The sequence below is a fragment of the Methylophaga sp. UBA2496 genome (assembly GCF_002341635.1).
GTDB lineage: Bacteria > Pseudomonadota > Gammaproteobacteria > Nitrosococcales > Methylophagaceae > Methylophaga.
This window is the reverse complement of the sequence record NZ_DDOK01000005.1, coordinates 14,725-37,132: the sequence shown is the minus strand read 5'-3', so window position 1 is coordinate 37,132 and position 22,408 is coordinate 14,725. Positions and strand designations below refer to the sequence as shown.

At 47.0% G+C, this 22,408-nt stretch carries 23 protein-coding genes and 2 pseudogenes; 4 read left to right on the top strand and 21 right to left on the bottom strand.

The features are described 5' to 3' along the window. Positions 1 to 459: 459 nt before the first annotated feature. From B2W60_RS07275 to B2W60_RS07240, 8 genes are all read right to left on the bottom strand, one after another. Positions 460 to 1,095: a peroxiredoxin gene (locus B2W60_RS07275; RefSeq protein WP_292360123.1), complete on the bottom strand. Its 636-nt coding sequence runs from the start codon at positions 1,093 to 1,095 to the stop codon at positions 460 to 462. Positions 1,096 to 1,118: 23 nt separating this feature from the next. Beyond that, positions 1,119 to 1,583 (bottom strand): DUF411 domain-containing protein, encoded by a 465-nt coding sequence (locus B2W60_RS07270; RefSeq protein ID WP_292360125.1) that lies wholly within the window; start codon positions 1,581 to 1,583, stop codon positions 1,119 to 1,121. Further along, a complete protein-coding gene (locus B2W60_RS07265; RefSeq protein WP_136555624.1) occupies positions 1,583 to 1,816 on the bottom strand; it encodes a hypothetical protein in 234 nt (77 codons plus the stop codon). Before B2W60_RS07265 ends, B2W60_RS07270 begins: the two co-directional genes overlap by 1 nt. A 147-nt stretch (positions 1,817 to 1,963) precedes the next feature. Continuing rightward, a complete protein-coding gene (locus B2W60_RS07260) occupies positions 1,964 to 2,263 on the bottom strand; it encodes a hypothetical protein (RefSeq protein ID WP_136555626.1) in 300 nt (99 codons plus the stop codon). 96 nt (positions 2,264 to 2,359) lie between these two features. Further along, positions 2,360 to 2,710, bottom strand: coding sequence for a copper-binding protein (locus B2W60_RS07255; protein ID WP_136555629.1), 351 nt, complete (start codon positions 2,708 to 2,710; stop codon positions 2,360 to 2,362). A gap of 67 nt (positions 2,711 to 2,777) precedes the next feature. After that, positions 2,778 to 5,948, bottom strand: a complete 3,171-nt coding sequence (locus tag B2W60_RS07250; protein ID WP_292360129.1) for an efflux RND transporter permease subunit — start codon at positions 5,946 to 5,948, stop codon at positions 2,778 to 2,780. Continuing rightward, the gene (locus tag B2W60_RS07245; RefSeq protein WP_136555631.1) at positions 5,945 to 7,840 is read right to left on the bottom strand and encodes an efflux RND transporter periplasmic adaptor subunit; all 1,896 of its coding nucleotides are present in this window, start codon (positions 7,838 to 7,840) and stop codon (positions 5,945 to 5,947) included. The genes B2W60_RS07250 and B2W60_RS07245 overlap by 4 nt, the downstream gene beginning before the upstream one ends. Next, complete coding sequence (locus tag B2W60_RS07240; RefSeq protein ID WP_136555633.1) at positions 7,840 to 9,192, bottom strand: TolC family protein; 1,353 nt, start codon at positions 9,190 to 9,192, stop codon at positions 7,840 to 7,842. The genes B2W60_RS07245 and B2W60_RS07240 overlap by 1 nt, the downstream gene beginning before the upstream one ends. 729 nt (positions 9,193 to 9,921) lie before the next feature. Between B2W60_RS07240 and B2W60_RS07235 the strand changes: the two are divergent. Both B2W60_RS07235 and B2W60_RS07230 read left to right on the top strand, forming a co-directional pair. Beyond that, positions 9,922 to 10,137 (top strand): annotated as a pseudogene (locus B2W60_RS07235) (hypothetical protein); the annotation flags it as partial. Between the two features lie 40 nt (positions 10,138 to 10,177). Then, positions 10,178 to 10,342 (top strand): hypothetical protein, encoded by a 165-nt coding sequence (locus tag B2W60_RS07230; protein ID WP_168800225.1) that lies wholly within the window; start codon positions 10,178 to 10,180, stop codon positions 10,340 to 10,342. A gap of 93 nt (positions 10,343 to 10,435) precedes the next feature. Here B2W60_RS07230 and B2W60_RS07225 read toward each other — a convergent pair whose 3' ends face one another. From B2W60_RS07225 to B2W60_RS07205, 5 genes are read right to left on the bottom strand one after another with little or no spacing between them, the layout of a single operon-like run. Then, positions 10,436 to 10,963, bottom strand: coding sequence for a DUF411 domain-containing protein (locus B2W60_RS07225; RefSeq protein WP_247870131.1), 528 nt, complete (start codon positions 10,961 to 10,963; stop codon positions 10,436 to 10,438). A 47-nt stretch (positions 10,964 to 11,010) separates the two neighbouring features. Then, the gene (locus B2W60_RS07220) at positions 11,011 to 11,910 is read right to left on the bottom strand and encodes a copper resistance D family protein (protein WP_136555639.1); all 900 of its coding nucleotides are present in this window, start codon (positions 11,908 to 11,910) and stop codon (positions 11,011 to 11,013) included. 53 nt (positions 11,911 to 11,963) lie between these two features. Next, positions 11,964 to 12,374 (bottom strand): copper resistance CopC family protein, encoded by a 411-nt coding sequence (locus B2W60_RS07215; RefSeq protein WP_247870132.1) that lies wholly within the window; start codon positions 12,372 to 12,374, stop codon positions 11,964 to 11,966. A 17-nt stretch (positions 12,375 to 12,391) separates the two neighbouring features. Next, a complete protein-coding gene (locus tag B2W60_RS07210) occupies positions 12,392 to 13,642 on the bottom strand; it encodes a copper resistance protein B (protein ID WP_292360135.1) in 1,251 nt (416 codons plus the stop codon). Beyond that, the gene (locus B2W60_RS07205) at positions 13,639 to 15,423 is read right to left on the bottom strand and encodes a copper resistance system multicopper oxidase (protein ID WP_136554432.1); all 1,785 of its coding nucleotides are present in this window, start codon (positions 15,421 to 15,423) and stop codon (positions 13,639 to 13,641) included. Before B2W60_RS07205 ends, B2W60_RS07210 begins: the two co-directional genes overlap by 4 nt. Positions 15,424 to 15,578: 155 nt before the next feature. On the opposite strand from B2W60_RS07205, the gene B2W60_RS07200 reads away from it, so the two are divergent. Together B2W60_RS07200 and B2W60_RS07195 are read left to right on the top strand one after the other, a co-directional pair. Beyond that, the gene (locus B2W60_RS07200) at positions 15,579 to 16,268 is read left to right on the top strand and encodes a heavy metal response regulator transcription factor (protein ID WP_111570589.1); all 690 of its coding nucleotides are present in this window, start codon (positions 15,579 to 15,581) and stop codon (positions 16,266 to 16,268) included. Beyond that, positions 16,258 to 17,652: a heavy metal sensor histidine kinase gene (locus tag B2W60_RS07195; protein WP_136554434.1), complete on the top strand. Its 1,395-nt coding sequence runs from the start codon at positions 16,258 to 16,260 to the stop codon at positions 17,650 to 17,652. Before B2W60_RS07200 ends, B2W60_RS07195 begins: the two co-directional genes overlap by 11 nt. A gap of 73 nt (positions 17,653 to 17,725) precedes the next feature. On the opposite strand, the pseudogene B2W60_RS07190 reads toward B2W60_RS07195, so the two are convergent. The 8 genes and pseudogenes from B2W60_RS07190 to B2W60_RS07160 form a co-directional block, all read right to left on the bottom strand. Further along, positions 17,726 to 17,914, bottom strand: a pseudogene (locus tag B2W60_RS07190) (IS3 family transposase); the annotation flags it as partial. Between the two features lie 7 nt (positions 17,915 to 17,921). Further along, positions 17,922 to 18,803, bottom strand: a complete 882-nt coding sequence (locus B2W60_RS07185) for an IS110 family transposase (protein ID WP_292360235.1) — start codon at positions 18,801 to 18,803, stop codon at positions 17,922 to 17,924. Next, complete coding sequence (locus tag B2W60_RS14340; RefSeq protein ID WP_363104816.1) at positions 18,800 to 18,976, bottom strand: hypothetical protein; 177 nt, start codon at positions 18,974 to 18,976, stop codon at positions 18,800 to 18,802. The genes B2W60_RS07185 and B2W60_RS14340 overlap by 4 nt, the downstream gene beginning before the upstream one ends. 10 nt (positions 18,977 to 18,986) lie before the next feature. Next, positions 18,987 to 19,325, bottom strand: a complete 339-nt coding sequence (locus B2W60_RS07180; protein WP_136554438.1) for a hypothetical protein — start codon at positions 19,323 to 19,325, stop codon at positions 18,987 to 18,989. Positions 19,326 to 19,336: 11 nt separating this feature from the next. Further along, the gene (locus B2W60_RS07175; RefSeq protein WP_292360142.1) at positions 19,337 to 19,600 is read right to left on the bottom strand and encodes a DUF5676 family membrane protein; all 264 of its coding nucleotides are present in this window, start codon (positions 19,598 to 19,600) and stop codon (positions 19,337 to 19,339) included. A 47-nt stretch (positions 19,601 to 19,647) separates the two neighbouring features. Continuing rightward, a complete protein-coding gene (locus B2W60_RS07170; protein ID WP_136554440.1) occupies positions 19,648 to 20,106 on the bottom strand; it encodes an ATPase in 459 nt (152 codons plus the stop codon). 32 nt (positions 20,107 to 20,138) lie between these two features. Then, positions 20,139 to 21,494 (bottom strand): MBL fold metallo-hydrolase, encoded by a 1,356-nt coding sequence (locus tag B2W60_RS07165; RefSeq protein WP_136554442.1) that lies wholly within the window; start codon positions 21,492 to 21,494, stop codon positions 20,139 to 20,141. Next, the gene (locus tag B2W60_RS07160) at positions 21,491 to 22,399 is read right to left on the bottom strand and encodes a ribose-phosphate diphosphokinase (protein WP_247870022.1); all 909 of its coding nucleotides are present in this window, start codon (positions 22,397 to 22,399) and stop codon (positions 21,491 to 21,493) included. Before B2W60_RS07160 ends, B2W60_RS07165 begins: the two co-directional genes overlap by 4 nt. Positions 22,400 to 22,408: the final 9 nt, after the last annotated feature.

Here is a 22,408-nt window from a genome sequence, read left to right as displayed (position 1 = left end):
GACTATATTTTAGAGAATTTTCAACATGCAAAATAACCGGTCCGTGATTCTTCCACTCAGACTACGGCACAACATGCATTTTGGACCGCCCTAGGAATCATAGACCAGTAAAAAAGCGAGCTGGCGTACTAACAAACATAATCTCATTATGTGGGAGGTCCCCGGACAAAGTACCGTCCTCGTTTGGCTTCAAAAAAATGGTCGCCAGAAATGGTATCAAGTGAGGTTAATGCCTATGTCCCAGTCCAATCTCCGAACAAAGAATCAAAGCGCTTGAACGCCAGATTGAAGATGAAAAACCGGGAAATCTCGTGCTCAATGAAGTGATTGATTACGTTAATTCAACACAAGAGACACATCTGCGAACAAAGCTTGTCACTATATGCTCGAGTTGAGTAGACGCTCATCGGCCACAAAATAGGCGTGGATGCGTCCCTTAACACTGAATACACGCGCGCCTCAACGATTCGGCTGCTTGACCATACGAAGGTAAGGCTTGAGGGCCTTCCACCCCCTCGGGAAAAGCCCTTTAGCCTCATCGTCTGACAAGGAAGGTAAAATGATTACATCGTCACCATCATGCCAGTTCACCGGTGTGGCAACCTTATAGCCATCGGTCAATTGGATCGAGTCGAGCACCCGTAAGATTTCGTTGAAGTTTCGGCCCGCACTCTTCGGATAGGTCAGCGTCATTCTAATCTTCTTATTCGGATCGATCAGAAATACCGAACGCACTGCCGAGCTATCATCCTCCCCGGGATGCAGCATATCGTAAAGCCGAGAGATTGCTTTGTCTTCATCTCCAATAATCGGGAAGTTGACCGCGCGTCCTTGGGTCTCCTCAATATCGCTGACCCAGGCTTTATGCTCTTTCACCGAGTCAACCGAAATAGCGATTATTTTGCATTGCCGCTTGTCGAATTCTTCCTTCAGCTTGGCGGTCTCACCTAGTTCCGTGGTGCATACTGGCGTAAAGTCGGCCGGGTGAGAGAACAGGATCGCCCATCCGTCGCCAATCCAGTCATGAAAGTTAATCGTTCCTTCTGTGGTATTCGCCTCAAAGTCTGGGGCAATATCGCCTAGATGTATGTTCATGATGCTAGTTTCCTTGAGTTAAATTATAAAGTGGCGTAGACCGATGCTTCACCATTCATGATCGTATAAATCTCAAATGGTTCCTGCTTCTGCCCTGTCATACCGGGTGATCCTGACGGCATTCCCGGCAGGGATACACCACGGATCTCCGGCTGTTCATGTAAAAGCTTCTCAATTACGGTTACCGGCACATGACCTTCAACAGCATAGCCATCGACCAGCATGGTATGACAACCTTGCAGATTTAGAGGTATAGCCTGTTCACGCTTAAATTGCTCTAAATCAGGACTTTCCACAACAGTCACATTAAAGTCATTTTGGCGTAGATAAGCCGCGTAGTCATCGCAACACTGGCAACCCGGATTTTTATACAAAGTTGCTTCAACGGCTTCTGTAGCTCTCGTTGATTGCAATCCAGCGACTGTCAACAGTAGCAGACCCACAATAACTAGCATATATTGCCATTTGCTATATTTGTGATTACTCATCATAAATCTCTTTTTTTAGATTTGCTTAAAAACAGGAACTTTATTAGCGACAGGATCGCCAGGATCAAGGCAATAAACAGCAGCACCAGAAATGCCATACATACCAGCATAAAGCCACCGTCCATCATGCCGAATTCCTCCATCATTCCGGGGTAAGTTTGCTCAACCGCCAATGCAGTGTTTGTAAACAATGTCAGTAGTACCAATAAAAAAGAAAGCCCCAGTTTTTTCATGATTAATCTCCAAATATAAATAAACGTGTATTTGAGCTGCTTGGCGGCACGCGTGAGAATGCCTTAACTGCAACGGGAATAAATAATAAAGATCCAAAAACTAAAAGGATTCAAATATCATCCCTCTCGCATGTAATATTACGGCACTTACTCAACCGCTCGGCGTGCTCTATAAGGTGTTTTTCCTGGTGGGCCACGCCGAGTACTCTTGGCTTTGGCTTCAGATTTTGATTGTTGGCCCTTTTCAGTTTTGTGTTCCATGTAACGGCGGGGACCTTTCCCGGGTGGACCATACGGATGCTTATGTTTTGCCTCGGCAGGTTGAATAATTACTTTGTCAGAATTTGTCGACGAGTTGCGTTGAGTGTCAGCATTGACAATACTGTAAGACGTCGTCAATAAAGTAGCTAAGAGCATTCCAGCCCAAGATTTAAACTGTGTTTTCATGGTTGTTTACCTCAAGTAAAGGGTGCAAGACCCAGTTTTCCTATTTTTAGACAATTATTTTTAATCGCTCATTCCAAACTGTTTGCATATTGTCAGTTACTTGACTTCAGTAATGACATAACCTTGTTCTGCTTTCATAAACTCAAAATCAACCGTATCGCCCACATTAAGATTATTAAGTAATTGCTCATCCTGGACCATAAATCCCATGGTCATGGCAGGCCAGCTGAGGCTTTCAACCGGTTCATGAGCCAAAGTTACTTTTTTTGAGCTGGCATCGACTTTAGTGACGGTGCCTTTAGCTGAATGGGTGATCTGTTGATCCGATGTCTCCGCTTTTGGAGCCATGTTCTTCATATCGTCATGATTCATTCTCTGCTCCGCTAGTATCGAGGTTGCCGAAAAGGACAGAATGATCGTCAAAGAACTTACTAATAATTTTTTCATTTTAATTTTCTCCACTGCGTTAAAAAATATCCGGATCAAGAAACGCTAAATGACCCGGCGTGATTCATCACTCGTTATTTGCTTGTGATTGAATTGGTTGGTTTTTCGTCTGCCGCTGTGCACGCGGTCTACGAATCATTAGATAAATTACTGGGATCACCAGCATCGACAGCAGCGGTGCCGTCACCATGCCGCCAACCATTGGCGCAGCAATGCGCTGCATCACCTCACTACCAGTGCCGCTGCCAAACATAATGGGTAGCAGGCCTGCAAGGATAACGGTCGCGGTCATGGCCTTGGGTCTAACCCTGAGCACGGCGCCTTCACCGATGGCATCAAGCAGATCAGCTTCCGTTCCTTTATGTTGATCCAGCCGTTTTTGCCAGGCTTGCTTAAGATACAGCAGCATAATGACGCCAAATTCGGCTGCCACCCCGGCTAGCGCAATAAAGCCGACGACACTTGCCACCGATAAGTTATGTCCCAACAGATAGAGCAGCCAGATGCCGCCCACTAAAGAAAACGGCAAGGTCACCATCAGCAGCAATGCTTCACCGAAATTCTTAAACGTGAGGTAGAACAAAACAAAGATGATAAGCAAAGTGAAAGGCACCACTAGTTTCAGCTTGGCAGTGGCACGTTCAAGATATTCAAATTGCCCCGACCAGGTAACTGAATAACCGGTCGGCAAATCAACATTCTCGGCGACGGTTTGTTGCATATCAGCTACCGCCGAACCCAAATCCCGATCCCGAATATCGACATACACAAACCCCGCTAACCGCGAGTTTTCACTGCGCACCATGGGTGGACCGTCACTGATGCTAATGTTCGCAACATCTGACAGTATCAACTGCTGGCCGCTAATAGTCACGATAGGCAAGGTCCGTAACGAGGCTAGTGAATCCCGGATCTCCCGGGGGTAGCGAACATTAATGGGAAAGCGCTGCAATCCCTCCACCGTTTCGCCAATATTCATGCCTCCCACAGCCGAACTGATAATCAACTGCACATCATTAATATTAAGGCCATAACGCGCCGCGGCATCACGTTTAATATCAACATCGACGTAACGACCACCGGTGAGGCGCTCAGCAAAAACACTGGTGACCCCAGGTACATCTTTGAGGACTTTTTCAATGTCGCCAGCAATGCCATCAATAACGTTTAAGTCTTCCCCCAAAACTTTTACGCCCACAGGACTCTTGATACCGGTAGCCAGCATATCAAGTCTGTTACGAATCGGTGGTACCCAGATATTGGTCAGGCCAGGCACCTTCACTGTCCGATCTAATTCGGCGATCAATTTTTCTTTGGTCATACCCGGCCGCCACTCTTCACGGGGTTTGAACTGAATGGTAGTTTCAAACATAACCAGTGGCGCAGGATCAGTTGCCGTATCCGCACGTCCGGCTTTGCCATAGACGGTTTTTACCTCCGGCACGCTTTTGATCATTCGATTAGTCTGCTGTAACAATTCGGCTACTTTACCGGCCGAAAGACTGGGTAAAGCACTGGGCATGTAAAGCAGATCCCCTTCATCCAACGGTGGCATAAACTCACTGCCGATATGTTGTAAAGGCCATAAACTTGTCAGTAATAATACGCTAGCGACCACTAAGGTCATCTTTGGAAACTTCAGTACGCCTGCCAATATTGGTCGATACAAAGCAATTAAAACCCGGTTCAACGGATTAGCGTTTTCTGCTGGAATTTTGCCCCGAATAAGGTAGCCCATGAGTACCGGAATAAGCGTTACAGCAAGGCCTGCTGCTGCGGCCATCGCATAAGTCTTGGTAAATGCTAATGGAGAGAATAGTCGGCCTTCCTGAGCTTCCAAGGTGAAAATTGGGATAAAAGACAGCGTAATAATCAACAACGAGAAAAACAGCGCGGGGCCCACCTCGACGGCAGAATCACCTATCACCTTCCAGCGGCTGTCGCCCTCAAGCTTTGATCCGGGATGTTTTTCATACCAGCGTTCTAAATGTTTATGAGCATTTTCAACCATCACCACCGCTGCATCGACCATGGCACCGACAGCGATGGCAATACCGCCCAGCGACATGATATTAGCGTTGATCCCCTGCCAGTGCATCACAATAAAAGCCATCAAGATCCCCAGCGGCAGTGAAACAATAGCCACCAAGGCTGAACGAAGATGGAACAGGAAAATAAGGCACACTAATGCCACAACAATAAATTCTTCAATAAGCTTTTCAGTGAGATTATCGACAGCGCGTTCTATTAGCCCAGAGCGATCATAAACCGTCACAATCTCAACACCCTCGGGCAAACTCTTTTGCAGCGTTTTCAATTTGTCTTTCACAGCAGCAATGGTGGTCAGGGCGTTTTTGCCAGAACGCATCACGATGATGCCCCCCACAGCTTCACCGACTCCGTTTAGCTCGCTGATAGCCCGCCTAATTTCAGGGCCGATTTGAATATGCGCGACATCGCCCAATGTCACTGATATACCAGCATCAGTGGTTAGTAAGGGAATGGATTGAAAATCTTCCAAGCTTTGCAAGTAGCCCGAGGCGCGAACCATATATTCCGCTTCACCCATTTCCAGCACCGCACCGCCGGACTCTTGATTACCATTATTTATAGCCTCAATAACACGGGAAAGCGGTATGCGATAAGTGGCTAATTTGTCGGGATCGACAACCACCTGGTATTGCTTGACCATGCCGCCGACAGTTGCGACCTCTGCTACATTGGCGACGGTTTTCAGTTCGAATTTAAGAAACCAATCCTGCAAAGCGCGCAGCTGCGAAATATCCTGAGTACCGGATTTATCTACCAAAGCATACTGATAGATCCAACCCACACCGGTGGCATCCGGACCGATTGAGGAACTTGCCGTATCCGGCAGCCTTGACTGCGCCTGATTAAGGTATTCCAGCACCCGACTGCGGGCCCAATACAGATCGGTACCCTCTTCGAACAAGACATAGACATAGCTATCGCCGAAGAATGATAAACCACGAACCACTTTGGCACCGGGCACCGATAACATGGTCGTGGTTAATGGATAAGTCACCTGATCCTCGACCAATTGTGGTGCTTGTCCCGGCCAGCTCGTTTTAATTATCACCTGAACATCCGAGAGATCAGGCAGCGCATCCAGCGGCGTGCGTGATAAAGATACCAAGCTCCAGGCAAGCATCATCAGCGTCGCCAATAACACCAGAAAACGGTTGTCGATCGACCAACGTATGAGTCTAGCAATCATTTTGCACCTTCCATTTCAGTCTCGGCTGACAAAGGCTGCAGGTCGATAATTTTAGGTGCCGAGCCTTTTTCTAAGCGAAACTCAATTGCTATTTGCTCGCCCACTGTTAGCCCATCAGGATCCAGCGAGGATGACAGTTCAAAGTCCATGGTCATGCCCGGCCAATTTAAGCTGGGAATATCTGGATGGGTCAGCGTCAAAATCTGCCTGTCTATAGCTTCGATTTTAGCCTGCGTCTCATGACTCTCCATTGCCATTTCAGGAGCTTTTGAGAGCGGTTGAAACTCAACAATCAATGGCGCCGCGCCTTTTTCTAAACGAAAGGCAATTTCAATTTGCTCACCCACCGTCAGTTCATCTGGATTGAGTGATGACGAAAGTTCAAAGTCCATGGTCATACCCGGCCACTCCAGGGTGGGAATATCTGGATGGGTCAAAGTCAATATCTGCCCGTTTATGGCTTCGATTTGTGCCTCGGTCTGATGAGTCTCCATTGTCATCTCAGACATTGAATGGTCATCGGCTTTCGACGTGTTATCGTCACTTAGTCGGGCTTCAACACCTCTCAGGCTGGCTTCTGAATCCACCAAAAACTGACCTGATACCACAACCCGTTCACCTTCCTGCAGTCCTTGCTGGATTTGGGTTTTATCATCAGTTACGCGTCCGGTTATGACTTCAACCGGGCGAAAACTGCCGTTATCGAGTGCCAGCATGATTAAGGTGCGTTTGCCCGTTCGGATAAGCGCTTCGGTTGGCACCATCAGCGCATCGTTAATTTGTTTGCCTGCCAACTGCATATTGACGAACATACCCGGCGCCAATTCACCCTGTGGATTGTCCAACACCACACGCGCTTTAAGGGTGCGTGTTATAGGGTTCACTTCCGGTAATAATCTTTGTATTTGACCTTTAAATTGTTTGCCGGGAAAAGCCGGGCTGCTGGCGGTGATGGGATCACCAGGATTGAGTAATGCAATCTGACTCTCCGGTACCTCAGCATTCGCCCAGACGGGGTCTAATCCATTAATACGCATCAATGTGGAACCGGTTGATATGGTCATGCCTTCGCGGGCAACTAATTCTGTGATGACGCCATCAATGGGGGCGGTAATAATCAGCTGCGTTTGAAGTCTGCCGGTGCTTTTTACCTGACGGATTTGTGCTTCGCTCATCCCCACTTGGCGCATGCGGGCAATTGAGGCTGCTATCAGTTCATCTAATCCTTCACCTTGCATATTGTTAAGAGCCAGAAATTCTTCTTGTACGGCCACCCAGTCAGGTACGTAGATAGCCAAAAGCGGCTGGTCTTTATTGACCTGCTCCAGGGTGGCCTTTACGTAAAGCTTTTCCACATAACCCAGCGCACGGGCTTGAACATTCACTTCCTCGCGCTCGTTCCATGCAATAGCACCTACCGCCGTCACCTGTGTCGCTATGTCCTGTTTGGTTACCAAAGCCGTCCGTATGCCAATATTTTGTTGTAGGCGGGAGTTAATGCTAACGCCGGGCTCATCGGTTGCACTCTCACCACCAGCGCTACCCTTATAAACTGGCACCAGCATCATATCCATATAAGGTGATTTACCGGGCGTCTCGAATTTATTGCCGGGGACCATCGGATCTTGGTAAAAAAGAATCTTTTGACCCGTGACCGGATCAATATCACCGGCTTTAATTCCAGCGTCGATATGACGGCGGGTCGCTTTTTCGCCTTCGGCAATCCCCCAACTTGAAGGATCTTCAGTGGTCTTGGCATTACCCGCCATGCTCTCTGAACTCGATGAAGACATGTCCATCCCTTGCTGCATTCCCCATTGATAAGCAGCATAACCAGCAATAAGCGTCATCAGAGCCATGACTAAAAATAAAAAAATGTATTTGCGATTCATTAGTTGAACTCCATGGTGCGGGATGAAGGAATGACGGCACTATCGGGCAATATCAGATATTCCAATGTGGCCCAAAGCGCTGCGGTTTCCATTTCGATCCGCAGTTTTTCTATACGCGTAGCAATTTCCATTTTTCGGGCATCAAGCACTGCCACTAACTTGCCTTTCCCGCCACGATATTCGGCGAGTGCCGCATTAGTGCGCTGGCTGGCAAGGGGAATCAAAGCGGCTTCATAGTCACTGAGCCGGACTAAATTACTTTTCCAGGTATCAAGCCAGCGCGCTGTCTCAGCGATATGTTCCCGGGTCATTTCCTCACGTTCAGCTCGCACCTGGTCCGCTTGGGCCAATTTGGCGGCTACCACCCGATCCTGGCGGTTCTCCTGATTCCATTGCAGCGGCACGCTGACACCAATCGAAATCATGTCCGAAAAACCTGAACTTCGTTCGCCATACATTACTGACCAAGTCCAATCAGCTTGCTTCTCTTGACGTGCGGCCTTAGCTTCAGCCATTGCAACCGCCTCCTCAGCCCTCATTACAGCAATATCTGGATGTTCAGTTACCTGATGATATAAATGCTGTGTGTCGAGCGAAGACTGAGTAATGTCAGGCGCAGCGTGTAAAGAGATATTGTTAATATCCCCGACCCAACGCGATAGCGTTGTTTTGGCATTATCAAGGCGCGCTTGAGCTTGATAAATACGATCCTGGATTTCTGCGACAGTCGATCTGGCTAGAAAAATATCGGATTGTGGACCGGTGCTACCACGATAGGCAGCTTCAGCAGCCTGAACTTGTAAGCTTGCCTCTTGCTGCTGGCGTGTTAATAGTTCCAACATTTGCTGCTGGTAATAAACATCAAACCAGGCCAATGCAGTGTTTTGGCGAATTTCAGTAAGTGTCAGTTTTTTAGTTATCTGCGCCTTATCTGCTTTACGTTCAAACACGTTGGCACGGGCATGGCGCTTGGCTTCACGGGTATATGTCTGAGAAATGCCAATATTGCGAGAGGTCATAAAATCTTCCGTAAGGCTATAAGCCATGGGACCATTGACTGGCAGGTTATTTACAGATAACTCCAGCATGGGATCGGGAAGTTGACCGGCTTCAATGGCCAGCTCTTGGGAGGCTTGCGCTGCAGCATCTTGCGCTAACAAGGCCTGAGAGCGATGCTCAGCAAGTTGCAATGCATTCTCAAGGCTTAGTGGCTCAGATGAAACTTGTGGTTGCGCCATGACGGCAGTTGCAAAACTGGCAGTCAATAATGCAATAAAGCTTAGCCAGTGAATTCGCCAGATTGGTGGCGAATAACTTTTGAGCACAACGGCTCTGGTAAATAAGTTTGACATAAGCTGGATCCGATGAGTTCAGAGGCGTTGCAGCAAATGCAACGCAAATGTTTCAAGCATGGAGATAAGTCGCAGCTTGAAACGCTACGGAAAAATGGGATCAGCTTAAGGTTGGCGGACGCCAAAGGTCAGTAGGCGCCAAGGTAGGCACAAACGGTATACCCGCTCGTGCCAAACGCCTATCAGTGAAAACGAAGTTCCATGATGGAACAGAAAAAAGGTTAACCACATTAGAGATGCTGCAATCTTGATCTGCTTTACAGGATTTACCTGTTTTAGCGGCAGTCTCGGCATCATTACAGCAGTCTGGCATATTGGCATGATCCATATTACTCATGCTGCCGTCTTGCTCCATAGGGCAATTTTTTTCATGGTTCTGCGCATAACTAACATTGGCGAAAGCCAACGAAAAACAAAGCAGTAATAGACTTACTATGCGCATTTTTTCAATAATACTTTATTGTCTAAATTAATAACAAAATGACCTGCACACCATAATCCAAGTTTCAAGCGCCACATGGCATCAAAGCTTTCTAAACAGATCATCCATAAATCCAATCATACACAACTTTATGAAATTTATGATTACGATTTTGTAATCTTGACCAACCCGTTGTAAAAGGACGCAGCGCAATACAACAGGATAAACAGTTTATGGCCATAACGAGAAAAGACTTCACAAGCACTGGAAACAAAGCTAAAAAAGTTGATAGTGATCCAGAAAACTGTATTCAAGTGCGCGGTGCGCGAGTTCACAATTTAAAAAACATCGATGTCGACTTACCTCGCAACGCACTGGTGGTTTTTACTGGTATCTCTGGCTCTGGAAAGTCTTCTCTTGCCTTTGGTACTTTGTTTGCAGAATCACAACGTCGCTACTTAGATTCAGTGTCGCCTTATGCGCGTAGATTAATCGACCAAGTAGACGAGCCAGATGTTGATGCTGCAATTAAATAGGCTGGTTGACGCAGGCAATACTGTTATTATGGTTGAACATGATATGCAGGTCGCGAGCAATAGCGATTGGGTTATTGATATAGGCCCTGGTGCAGGCGATGAAGGCGGATTGATTGTCGCTCAGGGCGTACCAGCAGAAGTCGCAAAATCTACAACCAGCCGAACCGCACCTTTTTTGTCGGCGAGGTTCTAGACATTAAGAACATGTAAAATATTGCTAGTTTAGTCAATTACAGAAGAACTGACTTACCAGCGCGGGTAAGTCAGTTCTTGTTACTAGTTGCTGTTAAAACTGCATATCATAACCATCTACTTTAGCGTAAACCTTGCTAGTACCATCTTTAAGGAATACCAATATCTCATACGGCATAAAACGGTCGCCCACTTCCATACCTGGTGAACCTAATGGCATGGCTGGTACCGTAAGGCCAATAGCATTGGCCACTGGTTCGGCTAAAAACATAAGGATATATTTTGCTGGAATATGGCCCTCAAATACATAGCCATTCTCAGATACTGCAGTATGGCATGAGATATGATTGGGCTGAATGCCATAACGATTTTTAATAAAGCTTAAATCATCATAGTCTTTTGCGATAGCTGTTATGCCATTTTGCTCTATATGCGATATCCATTTTTTACAACAGCCACAGCTACTTGTTTTATAAACAGTTAATAAAGGCTCGCTCTGTTGTTGGCTCACCACAGGCTCTGCCGTAACTTTCGGATCATTATTAGTTACAGCGGGTTCAGAGCATGCTGTTAGCAAAAATACTGCTGCAAATAAGGCAGTTAAAGTTGTAATTTTTGGCACAGGGTTCTCATAAAAAAAATAAGTCTTAATAACAAATAAAGCTAAGATTAACTTTGTGGCCCAACAAGTGTCGTAAACACGCTAGTCGTCACTAATACTGAGACCACCAATAGCGTTTCAATTAAAATTGACAGCCGCAGCGGTTGGGCATTTTTATGCTGCGCCAACTCAGCAACAAGTTTAAGTTTATGCCAAGCTGCTAACAGCAACATACCACTGACAAATATCAGCTTTAACATCAATAACTGACCATAATTGGTAGTGAATAAATTGCCAATAGGCTCTACAAGCTGCAGTAGTAATAGCACACCACAAGCGATTAATATGGATACAAAAAACACCGCTACCTTGCCAAAGTTTTCCATTAATGTCACTAAACTATCAGCTGGCAACGCTTTACAACTTTGATGTAAGGGCCACAAAGAACCAGCCCAAGCTGCCATGGCAAGTATATGCAACATTAACAAGCCTTTAAACACCGTATTGAGCTCTACCGTATGGCCCGTAAAAGTAAAGCTAATTGCTAGCAGAATAAACCCAGTCACTGTGACTATTCTTAGTATGGTTTTAAACCTTGCCAGCTTGTTTATCCCCCACTCACTAAGTAACAACAGCGTAAAACCGACAACAATGAAACTGACTTGGCTACCCACTGCTGATTGCCACATGATACTAAGCATTAAGGGGTCAAACATGCCTGCTAAGCCATTTTCAGCCATAGCACCGGCTTGAATTGGCAATTGTAACAGTGATATTACTAGGCCTAAGCCCGCCCATTTTAAAAACCAACGGCTAAGCCAAACATCAAAAGCCTCCAGCTTAGTATCAGTAGTCCTTAATTGCTTTGATCGTAAAGTTTGCATTAATATGCTGCCGACACAACTGCTGACTGCAGCATAAGTGGCAAACTTTGTTAGTAATAGCATTAACTCCCAATTGCCAACCATCTCTAAGTTACCTTCTACTAATGCTAATGCTAATGCTAATGCTAATGCTAATGCTAATGAGAATGTGAGTTGTGACTAGATGGCTGTTTTGCTTCCATCTTCATATCGCCATGGAGCATAAAACTATAATCACCGGTCATTTTATGGCCATCTTGGCCCATAACAATCCAACTCACCTGATACTCGCCCTCTTTAAGGGTTGGCAGTGGCCACTCAAATTCTGAGGCGGCTGTAGCTGAAGCCGCAAAACCAAATTTAACCGCTTTTTTCTCTGCATCAATTAAGCTTAATTTCATCATCCGTACTGGGGCACTGAATGTCAGCTTTAACGTTGCAGGGCTTTGCATTAACATCGCCTCATCTGCTGGTACTGTCTCAGTTAAATCAACATGTGCAGACACCGTAGTCGCCATTAATAAAACAGCTATAGCACTCACTATTTTTAATGTTTTTAATATTTTCATTTTTATCACCTTAATTATTAAAACCAGAACTGCACACCCGCGACCGCACTCGTAGTATTAGTCGCTTCATTATTCGCTCGGGCAAAGTCAGCGCTATTGCCATACTTAGCCATCCACTCAACACCGATATAAGGCGCAAACTGGCGTGAGAACTCATAACGTAAACGCATTCCAGCATTTAAAGACGCTAAGCCTTTTCCGATACCATTAATGGCATCGTCTTTACCATAAGCAGTTAATCCCACTGTGCTTTGTAAGATTAAACGTTGCGTGAATAGCAATTCATATTCAGCTTCTGCTGCTATGGCTGTCCGCCCAGAGTTGCCTAAATAGGCAGTTACATCGACCTCAAACCAATACGGCGCTAAGCCTTGGACACCCAATGCCAACCACTGCCGACTCTCCCCTTCCGTGTAGGTATCAACCCGGGCTCCGAGCTGGGCATCCCAAAACGTATAAACCGCACGGCTCCATAGCAAATCGGTTTGGCTTTCCTCTAACTTACCATCGCTTACCTCACCTTCCAGCTTTATTGCTAGTCGATTAAAAGTAGTGCCATACCAGCCTTGTAAGTCAAATGCTAAGCTATCCGTAGCAAACTGGTGCTCCAACTTATCTGCTTTAATTGCGTAAAAACGGTGTTCATCTGCCAGTTTTAACTGGCGACCGCCGCCTATAGCATAAGGCCCGTCGGCTAAGGTAAAACCGCCAGAATAAGCATGAGGATCTCGGGCATCTGCAGGCGCTTTTCCGCCCTGCATTTTCATATCGCCATGATCCATTTGGCTATGATCCATTGCCATATCGCCATGGTCCATTTGACTGTGGTCCATTGCCATATCGCCATGGTTCATTTGGCTGTGGTCCATCGCCTTATCGCCATGGTTCATCTTGCTATGGTCCATTTCGCTGTGGCTCATCGCTTTATCGCCATGGTTCATCTTGCTATGGTCCATCTGGCTGTGGTCCATCGCCTTATCGTCATGGTTCATCTTGCTATGATCCATCTGGCTGTGGTCCATCGCCTTATCGTCATGGTTCATCTTGCTATGATCCATTTCGCTGTGGTCTATTGCCGTATCACCATGCTTCATCTTGCTATGATCCATTGCGCTGTGGTCCATCGCCTTATCACCATGCTTCATCTTGCTATGATCCATTTCGCTATGGTCCATTTGGCTGTCTGCCATCACCCCAGCATTTACTAGCAATAAACTCGCTGTTAACGCAATCACCGGCGCGCTACTGACTAATTTTGTTATTTTCATGACACCACCACTTCTCTAAACATACCTGCATCCATATGAAATAACAGATGACAATGCCAGGCCCACCGTCCTACATCATGCGGCGTTGTTAAAAAACTAATTCGCTGAGCAGGTTGCACCGGAATAGTATGGCGTCTGACTTGGACTTCACCACTTTCACTTTCTAAATCACTCCACATTCCATGCAAATGCATAGGGTGAGTCATCATGGTGTCATTATGTAAAATCACCCTAACGCACTGATGTAACTTCATATGCACAGGTGTACTTTGGCCAAACTCTAAACCATCAATTGACCAGCTATAGCGTTCCATATTGCCAGTTAGGTGCAATTCAATTTCAGCTTCAGGACGCTGTGGTTCAATAACACCTTCTAGTGAGTGTAAATCGGATAACGTCAGCACTTTTCGGCCATTATTGCGTAAACCAATGCCCGGATCGTCCAAGTTAGTTCTTGGCGTATCTACCCGCATATCAACCGAAGGGCCATATTCAGTACTGGCATGGCGCACTTGCGTGCTGGCTTTAGCATAAGCAGCGGCCGGCCCTGCATGCTGACTTAAATCCATCGGCATAGCTGCGCCATGTTGGCTATGATCCATAGCGCCCTCTGTCATTGAACCGCCATGGGACATATTGCCCATCATGTCGGCCATCGCTAACCACTCTACTGGATCGACTGCCGGTACGGGTGCATTAATATTGTCGGCTACCGCTAGGGTGCCTCGAGCATAACCGGTGCGTTCTATGGTCTGGGCGAAAATGGTATAAGCATCAGATTGCGGTGTGACCAGTACATCATAGGTTTCACCCGGGCCGAATCGGAACTCATCAATAGTTACTGGATGGACATTTTGGCCATCAGACTGCACTACGGTCATTTGCAGTTCCGGGATACGGACATCGAAGAAGGTATTGCTGGCGCCATTAATAAAGCGCAAGCGAACTTTTTCGCCTTTTTTAAACAGGCCTCGCCAATTGGCCAGCGGTGTGCTGCCGTTAAATAAGTAGGTTAGTGCAGCGCTTGACACATCTCCCAAGTCTGTCGGGCTCATGCGCATTTCTTGCCACATTTTACGTTTTGATAATGCTGAACTAAGCCCTTTTTCTGACAGGTCTCGGAAAAAATCTCGTACTGTTGGTTGATTATAATTGTAGATATCACCTTGCACTTTTAGTTTACTAAATACTTTCATCGGGTCATCATCGGTCCAGTCTGAAAGCTGTACCACATACTCCCTATCAGCAACGATGATATCTTGCTCTCTAGGCTCGATGATTAGTGCACCGTACATGCCAGTCATTTCTTGGAAGCCACTATGAGAGTGATACCAGTAAGTACCGCTTTGTTGCAAAGTAAACTTATAAACAAAGGTTTCACCGGGCATAATGCCCTTAAAGCTTAAGCCTGGTACCCCATCCATTTGATAAGGTAAAATAATGCCATGCCAGTGAATAGAGCTAGGCACAGATAAGGTATTGGTCACTTTAATCGTCACCTCATCGCCTTCGCGTAAGCGCAGCGTTGGTGACGGAATAGAGCCATTAATGGTGGTTGCTGTACGTACTACACCGGTAAAATTGACTAAGGACTCAGCAATAGTTAGCTCGATAACTTTGCCACTTAATTCAGGTGCTGAACCTGTCGCGGCATTGTCTTTAAAAGAGCTACCGGCGCGAACAACATGCGGGAAACTAGCTATTACGCCTCCGATGGCAAGCCCTTGGACAAATCGGCGCCGCGAGATAGAAGCCGGTAACTTGAACTTGTTATCATTCATTTATATAACCCCTGAACTTATTTATTTCATCTAGCTTAGCTATTTATAACTGTCAGCAACATGACTCTGACATGACAAAGTTGTAATTTTGTTGTCATCTAGCTGGCAGCCTGTGTATTGCAAGCTATCAATTACCCCTATTTACAGGAAAGGTTATGCGATTACTGATTGTTGAAGACGAAATCAAAACGGGTGATTATTTAAAGCAAGGCCTCACTGAAGCGGGTTTTCAAGTTTCACTGGTTAGAAACGGCTTAGACGGCCATCACCTTGCAATGACCGAAGTATTTGATCTGATTGTGCTGGATGTGATGTTGCCTGATGTTAATGGCTGGCGGATAGTACAATCTATTCGCGAAAGCAATAACCTTACGCCAGTATTGTTTTTATCCGCCCGTGATAGCGTTGATGACAGAGTTAAAGGCTTAGAATTAGGCGCGGATGATTACTTAATTAAACCCTTTGCTTTCTCAGAAGTGTTGGCGCGGGTACGCAGCCTAATACGCCGCGGCCAAACCATAACCACCCCAGATTTACTTCAGGTGGCCGATTTACAATTAGACGTCCCCAAAAGAAGAGTCATGCGCAGCGGAGTCAAAATTGCCTTGAGTAATAAAGAGTTTTCTTTATTAGAGTTATTAATGCGCCGCAGCGGTGAAGTCTTACCCCGATCTTTAATCGCCTCACAGATTTGGGATATGAACTTTGATAGCGACACCAATGTTATTGATGTCGCTATAAGAAGGTTACGGGCTAAAGTAGACGATGATTTTATGCCAAAATTAATCCACACCGTGCGCGGCATGGGCTATAAACTTGAAAACGAGCAAGCGGATGAAGCATAACACTAAACGGCCACTGTCCTTGACCCTGAGAGTGGTACTGTCTGTCGTTGTCACTATTGCGGTTTGTTTACTGGTTGTTAGGCAACTGCTTATCAGTTCTATAGAGCACCATTTTATCGAACAAGATGCCGATGAACTTGGCGTTATTGTTCACTCTGTTCAGCAAGTGTTCCTTAAAGAACCTACAGATCCGAAAACTTTAGCTCAATCATTATCGCAAGCTGTTGCCGGACATCATGGCGTGTATTACCAAATAAACAATTCTCAGCAGCAAATTATTTATAACAATGCTAATTTTGATTTAAGCCAACTTACAGATACTGATGAATCCATAGATACATTTAAAATTGAAAATATCCAACACTGGCAATATCAAGATAAAGCCTATCGGGGTATTGCTCTGAACATAGCCACTGCAAACGATAACTACCGGTTAATTACAGCGATTGATATGGATTTTCACATCCACTTTTTGCAGCAACTCGGTCAAAGTCTTTGGGTGATTCTACTCGGTTCCTGCCTCCTTACTTTATTAGCAGCTTGGATTGCGGTGCATCAAGGTTTAGCGCCACTTAGAGGACTAAGTGACAATATGCGCGACATTCAAACCAGCAAACTCGACATTAGATTAAACGCCAACGAAGTACCTTCTGAGTTAACGCATATGGTGCAGTCATTCAACCACATGCTAAACCGCTTAGAGGATGGCTTTACTAAGTTATCGCACTTTAGTGCCGACATTGCTCACGAAATTCGCACCCCTTTAACCAATATTATTACCCAAACCCAAGTCAGTTTATCTCGGCAACGAACGGCTGAGGAATACCAAAACGTGTTATTTTCAAATTTAGAAGAGCAAGAACGGCTTAGCAAGATGGTTAGCGATATGCTGTGGCTAGCCAAAAGTAAAAATGGTTTAATTACCCCGAACAAACAGCCTTTAAATATTGCCGATGAAATCTCGGCCATATTCGAGTTTTTTGAAGCTTTAGCAGAAGAAGCAGGAGTCAAACTTGCTTTTGCCGGTCAGCCTAGCGTCATTAATGCCGATCGCTCTTTACTAAGGCATGCCTTAACTAATTTGTTATCAAATGCGATACGACACACCGCTTCTGGCCACAGCATTGTGGTTAACAGCTATCAGCATGCTGCTAACACGCTTTGTATCAGTGTCGAAAACCCCGGCCCAGCAATATCCGCCGAGCATTTGCCGTATTTATTTGAACGTTTTTATCGCGCCGATCAATCAAGACAACGCCACAGTGATGGTGCAGGTTTAGGGCTAGCTATTACTAAAGCGATTATCGAAGCACATGACGGTGATATCAGCGTCACCTCAGATAAAAATCTTACACGTTTTGTTATTACACTACGCATGACTTAACGATATAAAACCCCGACAAACCCTGATAAAGCCCTGCGTAATGTGATCCCTACCGCCAACATCGGACAGTTAACTAACATACAGTTCTTGCTTCAAACCGCTCAGGGCTAATAAAGCCAATTGCGCTGTGGCGGCGGTACCGATTGTAATCTACTTCGATATATTCAAAAACAAATTCGCGTGTTTGCTTTCCATCCTGTAACGGCTCGCCCTGAATCAGCTCAACCTTAAGAGAGTGGAAAAAGCTTTCCGCACACGCATTGACGCTCCTATGTCAAACCTGTGAAATTAATACGCTTCAAATCACTCAATATAAGCGGATATAACTCACGGACTATATAACGCTTTAAACACCGATAAATTTCTTTAGTCGTTAACCCCTCAGCGGTTCGTCTCTCGACATAAAGCCGAGTTCTTGGATCGCTGCGCGCTCTTACCAATGCTATAGTCCATAAAGCATTATTTGCCTCACGGTTGCCACCGCGATTTAAGCGATGTCTGATAGTTTTACCTGATGATGCAGGTAACGGATTCACGCCACATAATGCGGCTAATGCCGCTTCGTTACGCAGGCGCTCAGGGTTATCACCAGCCACTGTCACTAAGATCCCTGCTGTATATGGACCTACCCCCATTCTTGTTCTTAATTGCTGGCAATGTTCATTGGTTAGCTTATCCAGCCTTTTATCGAGTAGCGCCAGCTCATCAGTCAGCATAAGCCATCTTTGCGCCAGAAGCTTTAAGGTTAATGTCATCGATTCAAGTAAATCTGAATTGTCAGAAGAGAGCATTTCAATACAAGCTCTTGCACAATCATGGGGCTTAGTTTTCCAGACTTGTTCTCGAATATCCTGTGGGCCGCTGACTAATATGCCTCGTATCTGATTCATCGCTTGGGTTTTGGCTTTGACAGCGCTTCGCCGTGCTACAGAAATTATTCTAATGGCTTCACAGGCTCCGTTTTGCTTTTTTGGTATCGCGGTTGCCGTTCCTGAATGTACAGCTCTTGCAGCATTCTCCGCATCTAAAGGATCTGACTTTCCCTGCCTTCGGCGATTGCTGCGATCAGGACGATTAACTTCTATGACAACAATCCCTCTACTGCTGAGGAAACGGCAGAGTCCTGCACCATATGTACCGGTACCCTCTATACCTGCTTGTTTAAACTTTCCCAGTGATTCCGCGGGTTATCGATTCCGCCGGACAGACCCCGCCAGCCGGATTCGCAATTGAGAACCCTGTCGGTATCCTCGGGCGTCCAACCCTCCTGCCACTGCAACCAGGTCAGCAAACCGGGATCGATATCTCCGCTGCGCGTGCGCATCAACAACCCTTCATTGGGCGTAAAGCCCATGGTGGTATCGACTGGTTTGCCGTTGCCGAAAATTATCGTCGTTGATGGGTATAGGTTTATGATATTCAGAGCCCCCGTGTACGACTCTGATAATCACCGCGCGAACAGCATGATTTGTCAGCACATCGGTCAGCCAAGGGGGCGCGCCAGGATAAGTCTGCGCAGCTGATTGGCCGACACCTGCTTGCCCAATAGCAACAGGCACCGTTGCACCCGCATATTCAAGCGCCGAGACGTTATGCCTGCTCCACTTGATGGATGAACTACCCGGATTCAACACCAACAGAACCGGTTTGTCATAGCGCGGCAAACTGCTCATCAGCTGGATAATCAGTCGGATGACTGCAAGCGGTTATAAATGGCCGCCAGCAACCACCCGGCGATACCCGCTACCACGAACCAGGCCACCAGCCCGATAACGACACCAGTGAGAGTCAAGTGCCAACCCATCTCATTCAGTTGCATATGCACCATTTCTCCGGACATGGACAACATCGTGGAAGGCATTAACATCACCAGCAGACTGCAAGCCAGCCACAGTATTGCCGCGGTAATCGCGCTGGCCATCCCGAATTTGAACGCATTAAGTGTCATGATTATTCCTCCGTTTATGGTGGTGTATCTGTGAGAAATTAGTGTCTCTACAAATCCCCGAACCGGTTGGCAGACTGCGCCATACGCATCATTTCGTGCTCCTCCAGCGACCGGAGTGATTCCATCAACTCTTTGGCAGAGGGGATCTCCGCCCTGGAGGCGAGATAGCGATACAGTTCAATCACCTGCTGGTGTTGATCGACTATCACCTCCATGATTTGCGTCGCATCCAGCTCGGCAAAGGGGGCGTCGCAATGCGCATGCCGAACGATGGGGTGCTTTGCCACATATTCGTAACACCAGGTGTTCAGTGCATGCTCGTCGCCTGAGGTTTCAAACCCGCTGACTACCTTGGTCAGTGCCTTCTCATGATCGGACAGATACGCAAGGATCATCCGGGCCCGTTCATCCATATTCTTGTCCGCACAGTGGGATAAACACTGGCTGAGGTGTTGGTGAAATTCCCGAGTCCAGTGCAGCACATCTTTTAAGGTTTCAATTTGCATAACTTTTTCTCCGCTGTGGATTATCTCTTCGATTACAGGCGCAAAATATCGCGATAACCCGCCACATTCACCGCAAACGCGGTGTGCTCCTGCAAGTGCACCCGAAGGGTTTCAAGGGCTTCCGGGTCACCGTGAATCAGTTGAATTCGAGTAGTATCGGTCAGCGCTGACTGCTGTAACCACTGGGTCAGTTCGAGGTAGTCTGCGTGCCCCGACAAACCTGAGATGACTTTGACAGTGGCTCTCAACGGTACCCAGCCTCCGTGGATTTTCACCGCATCAACACCCTCCAGCATTTTTGCGCCGCGAGTGCCGCCCGCCTGATAACCGGTAAACAGTACCGTGGTTTTAGAACTGCCTAACAGGCGTTTGAAGTGGTGGAGAATACGACCTCCGGTAGCCATGCCGCTGCCAGCGATAACAATATGGGGGAAAGCCTGTCCGGCAATCGCCTTCGATTCGTCCACCGTGCGGGTATAGGTCACGCCATCGCATAGGCGGTAGCATTGCTCGTGACTCAACCGGTGCTGATCACTGAACTGGCAGAAAATATCCGATACTTTGATCGCCATGGGGCTGTCGAGATAGATGGGCATTTTGGGGATATCGCCCTGATCCATCAGGGTCGCCAACAGATGTTGCAAGGCCTGCGCCCGCCCTACCGCAAAGGCCGGGACTAGCAGCACGCCGCCGCTTTTGGCGACACGGTTAACAATTTCCGCCAACTGCTGAAACGGATCTTGGGTGTCGTGCCGGCGGTTGCCGTAGGTGGACTCCATCAACAGCAGATCCAGCTCCGGCAATGGTCGAGGGGGGGGCATCAGCACATCATCGAAGCGACCGACATCACCAGAAAAGCCGATTCGTTTCCCTTCCGCTTCAACGATAATGCTGGCGGCGCCGAGAATATGACCGGCAGGCTGTAAATAAAAACGGATATCCCCGACCTCGATCTGTTCATCAAACTCCACAGACTGAAATAGCCTCATGCTGGCTTCCGCCGTTTGACGGTCGTAAAGCGGCTCAGGGTGCGCGTGCTTGCCCAATTTATGTTTGCTGTAATACTTAGCGTCTTCCTCCTGGATATGGCCGCTGTCGGCCAATAAAATCTGACACAGGGCCTTAGTGGCGTGATGGGTAAACACCGGGCCGCGAAAGCCGCGCTTGTATAGCACCGGGATATAACCGGAGTGATCCAGATGTGCGTGAGTGAGCAGCACCGCATCCAGTTTGTCGATGTCCAGGGGCAAGGTTTGCCAGTTGCGTTCCCGCAGCCACTTGTAGCCCTGGAACAAACCGCAATCGACTAATACGGTTGTCGTTTCAGTTTCCAGCAGAAATTTTGAGCCGGTAACGGTCTCGGTGCCGCCGACAAAGGTAATTTTCATAATGATTTTCCTGCCAATTTAAGCATGCTGATAACGGGCGCAATCAGTTGCGACGTAATATCAATAGCGTTGGAAGGATGGGGGATGGTATTGGATGTGACCAGTTGGCTCAGGCCTGAGGCCAGTAAGGTTTTATCGGAGTGATCGGCAAATATGCCGTGCACCGCCACGCACTGAATGTTGTCGATACCTTTGGACCGAAGTGTTTTAACGCATTCCAGGATTGTTTGCCCGCTGGAAATAACGTCGTCGATAATCACTGCCGTTCTATCCCTGAATTCGTTGATGTCGGGCAGCATCACTTCGACTTGGCGATCCCCGAAGCGCTGCTTTTCTCCAATCACAAAAGGATGTTGACTAAAGGCAGCAATCTCATCAACCCATTGCTCGCTTTCGCTGTCGGGCCCTACCAACAGTAGGTTGCTTTGCGTTTTGAGCCAGTGCGCCAATGCCGGAGCCCCTTGCACAACACGACTGGGTATGGAATAGATTTCATCCAGAGAATGATAGCGATGCAAATGTGGATCGACCGTAACCAGCCAATCAGCATGTTGAGAAAGGCACTTGGCAAAAATACGTGAAGTAACCGCTTCCCCATCGACAAAACGGCGATCCTGACGCATATAACTGAGGTAAGGCGCCACTAACCCCACTTGCGACGCTCCCAGCTCCCGCAGTGTTTCCAATAAAAACAACAACGGCAGATATTTGATGTTTGGGTGTGACAGATCAGCCACCACAATACAGGCGCGATTTTCTACATCAGATTGAATACGCAGATAGGACTCCCCATCAGGAAACTGCCGAGCGTTAAACTCGCCAGGTTGACCACCAATCGCGTTACTGAGTGACTCAGCCAACGGATGATTGTTCAGGGAAAACACCACTGGAGATTTATCTTTCACAGCCATCGC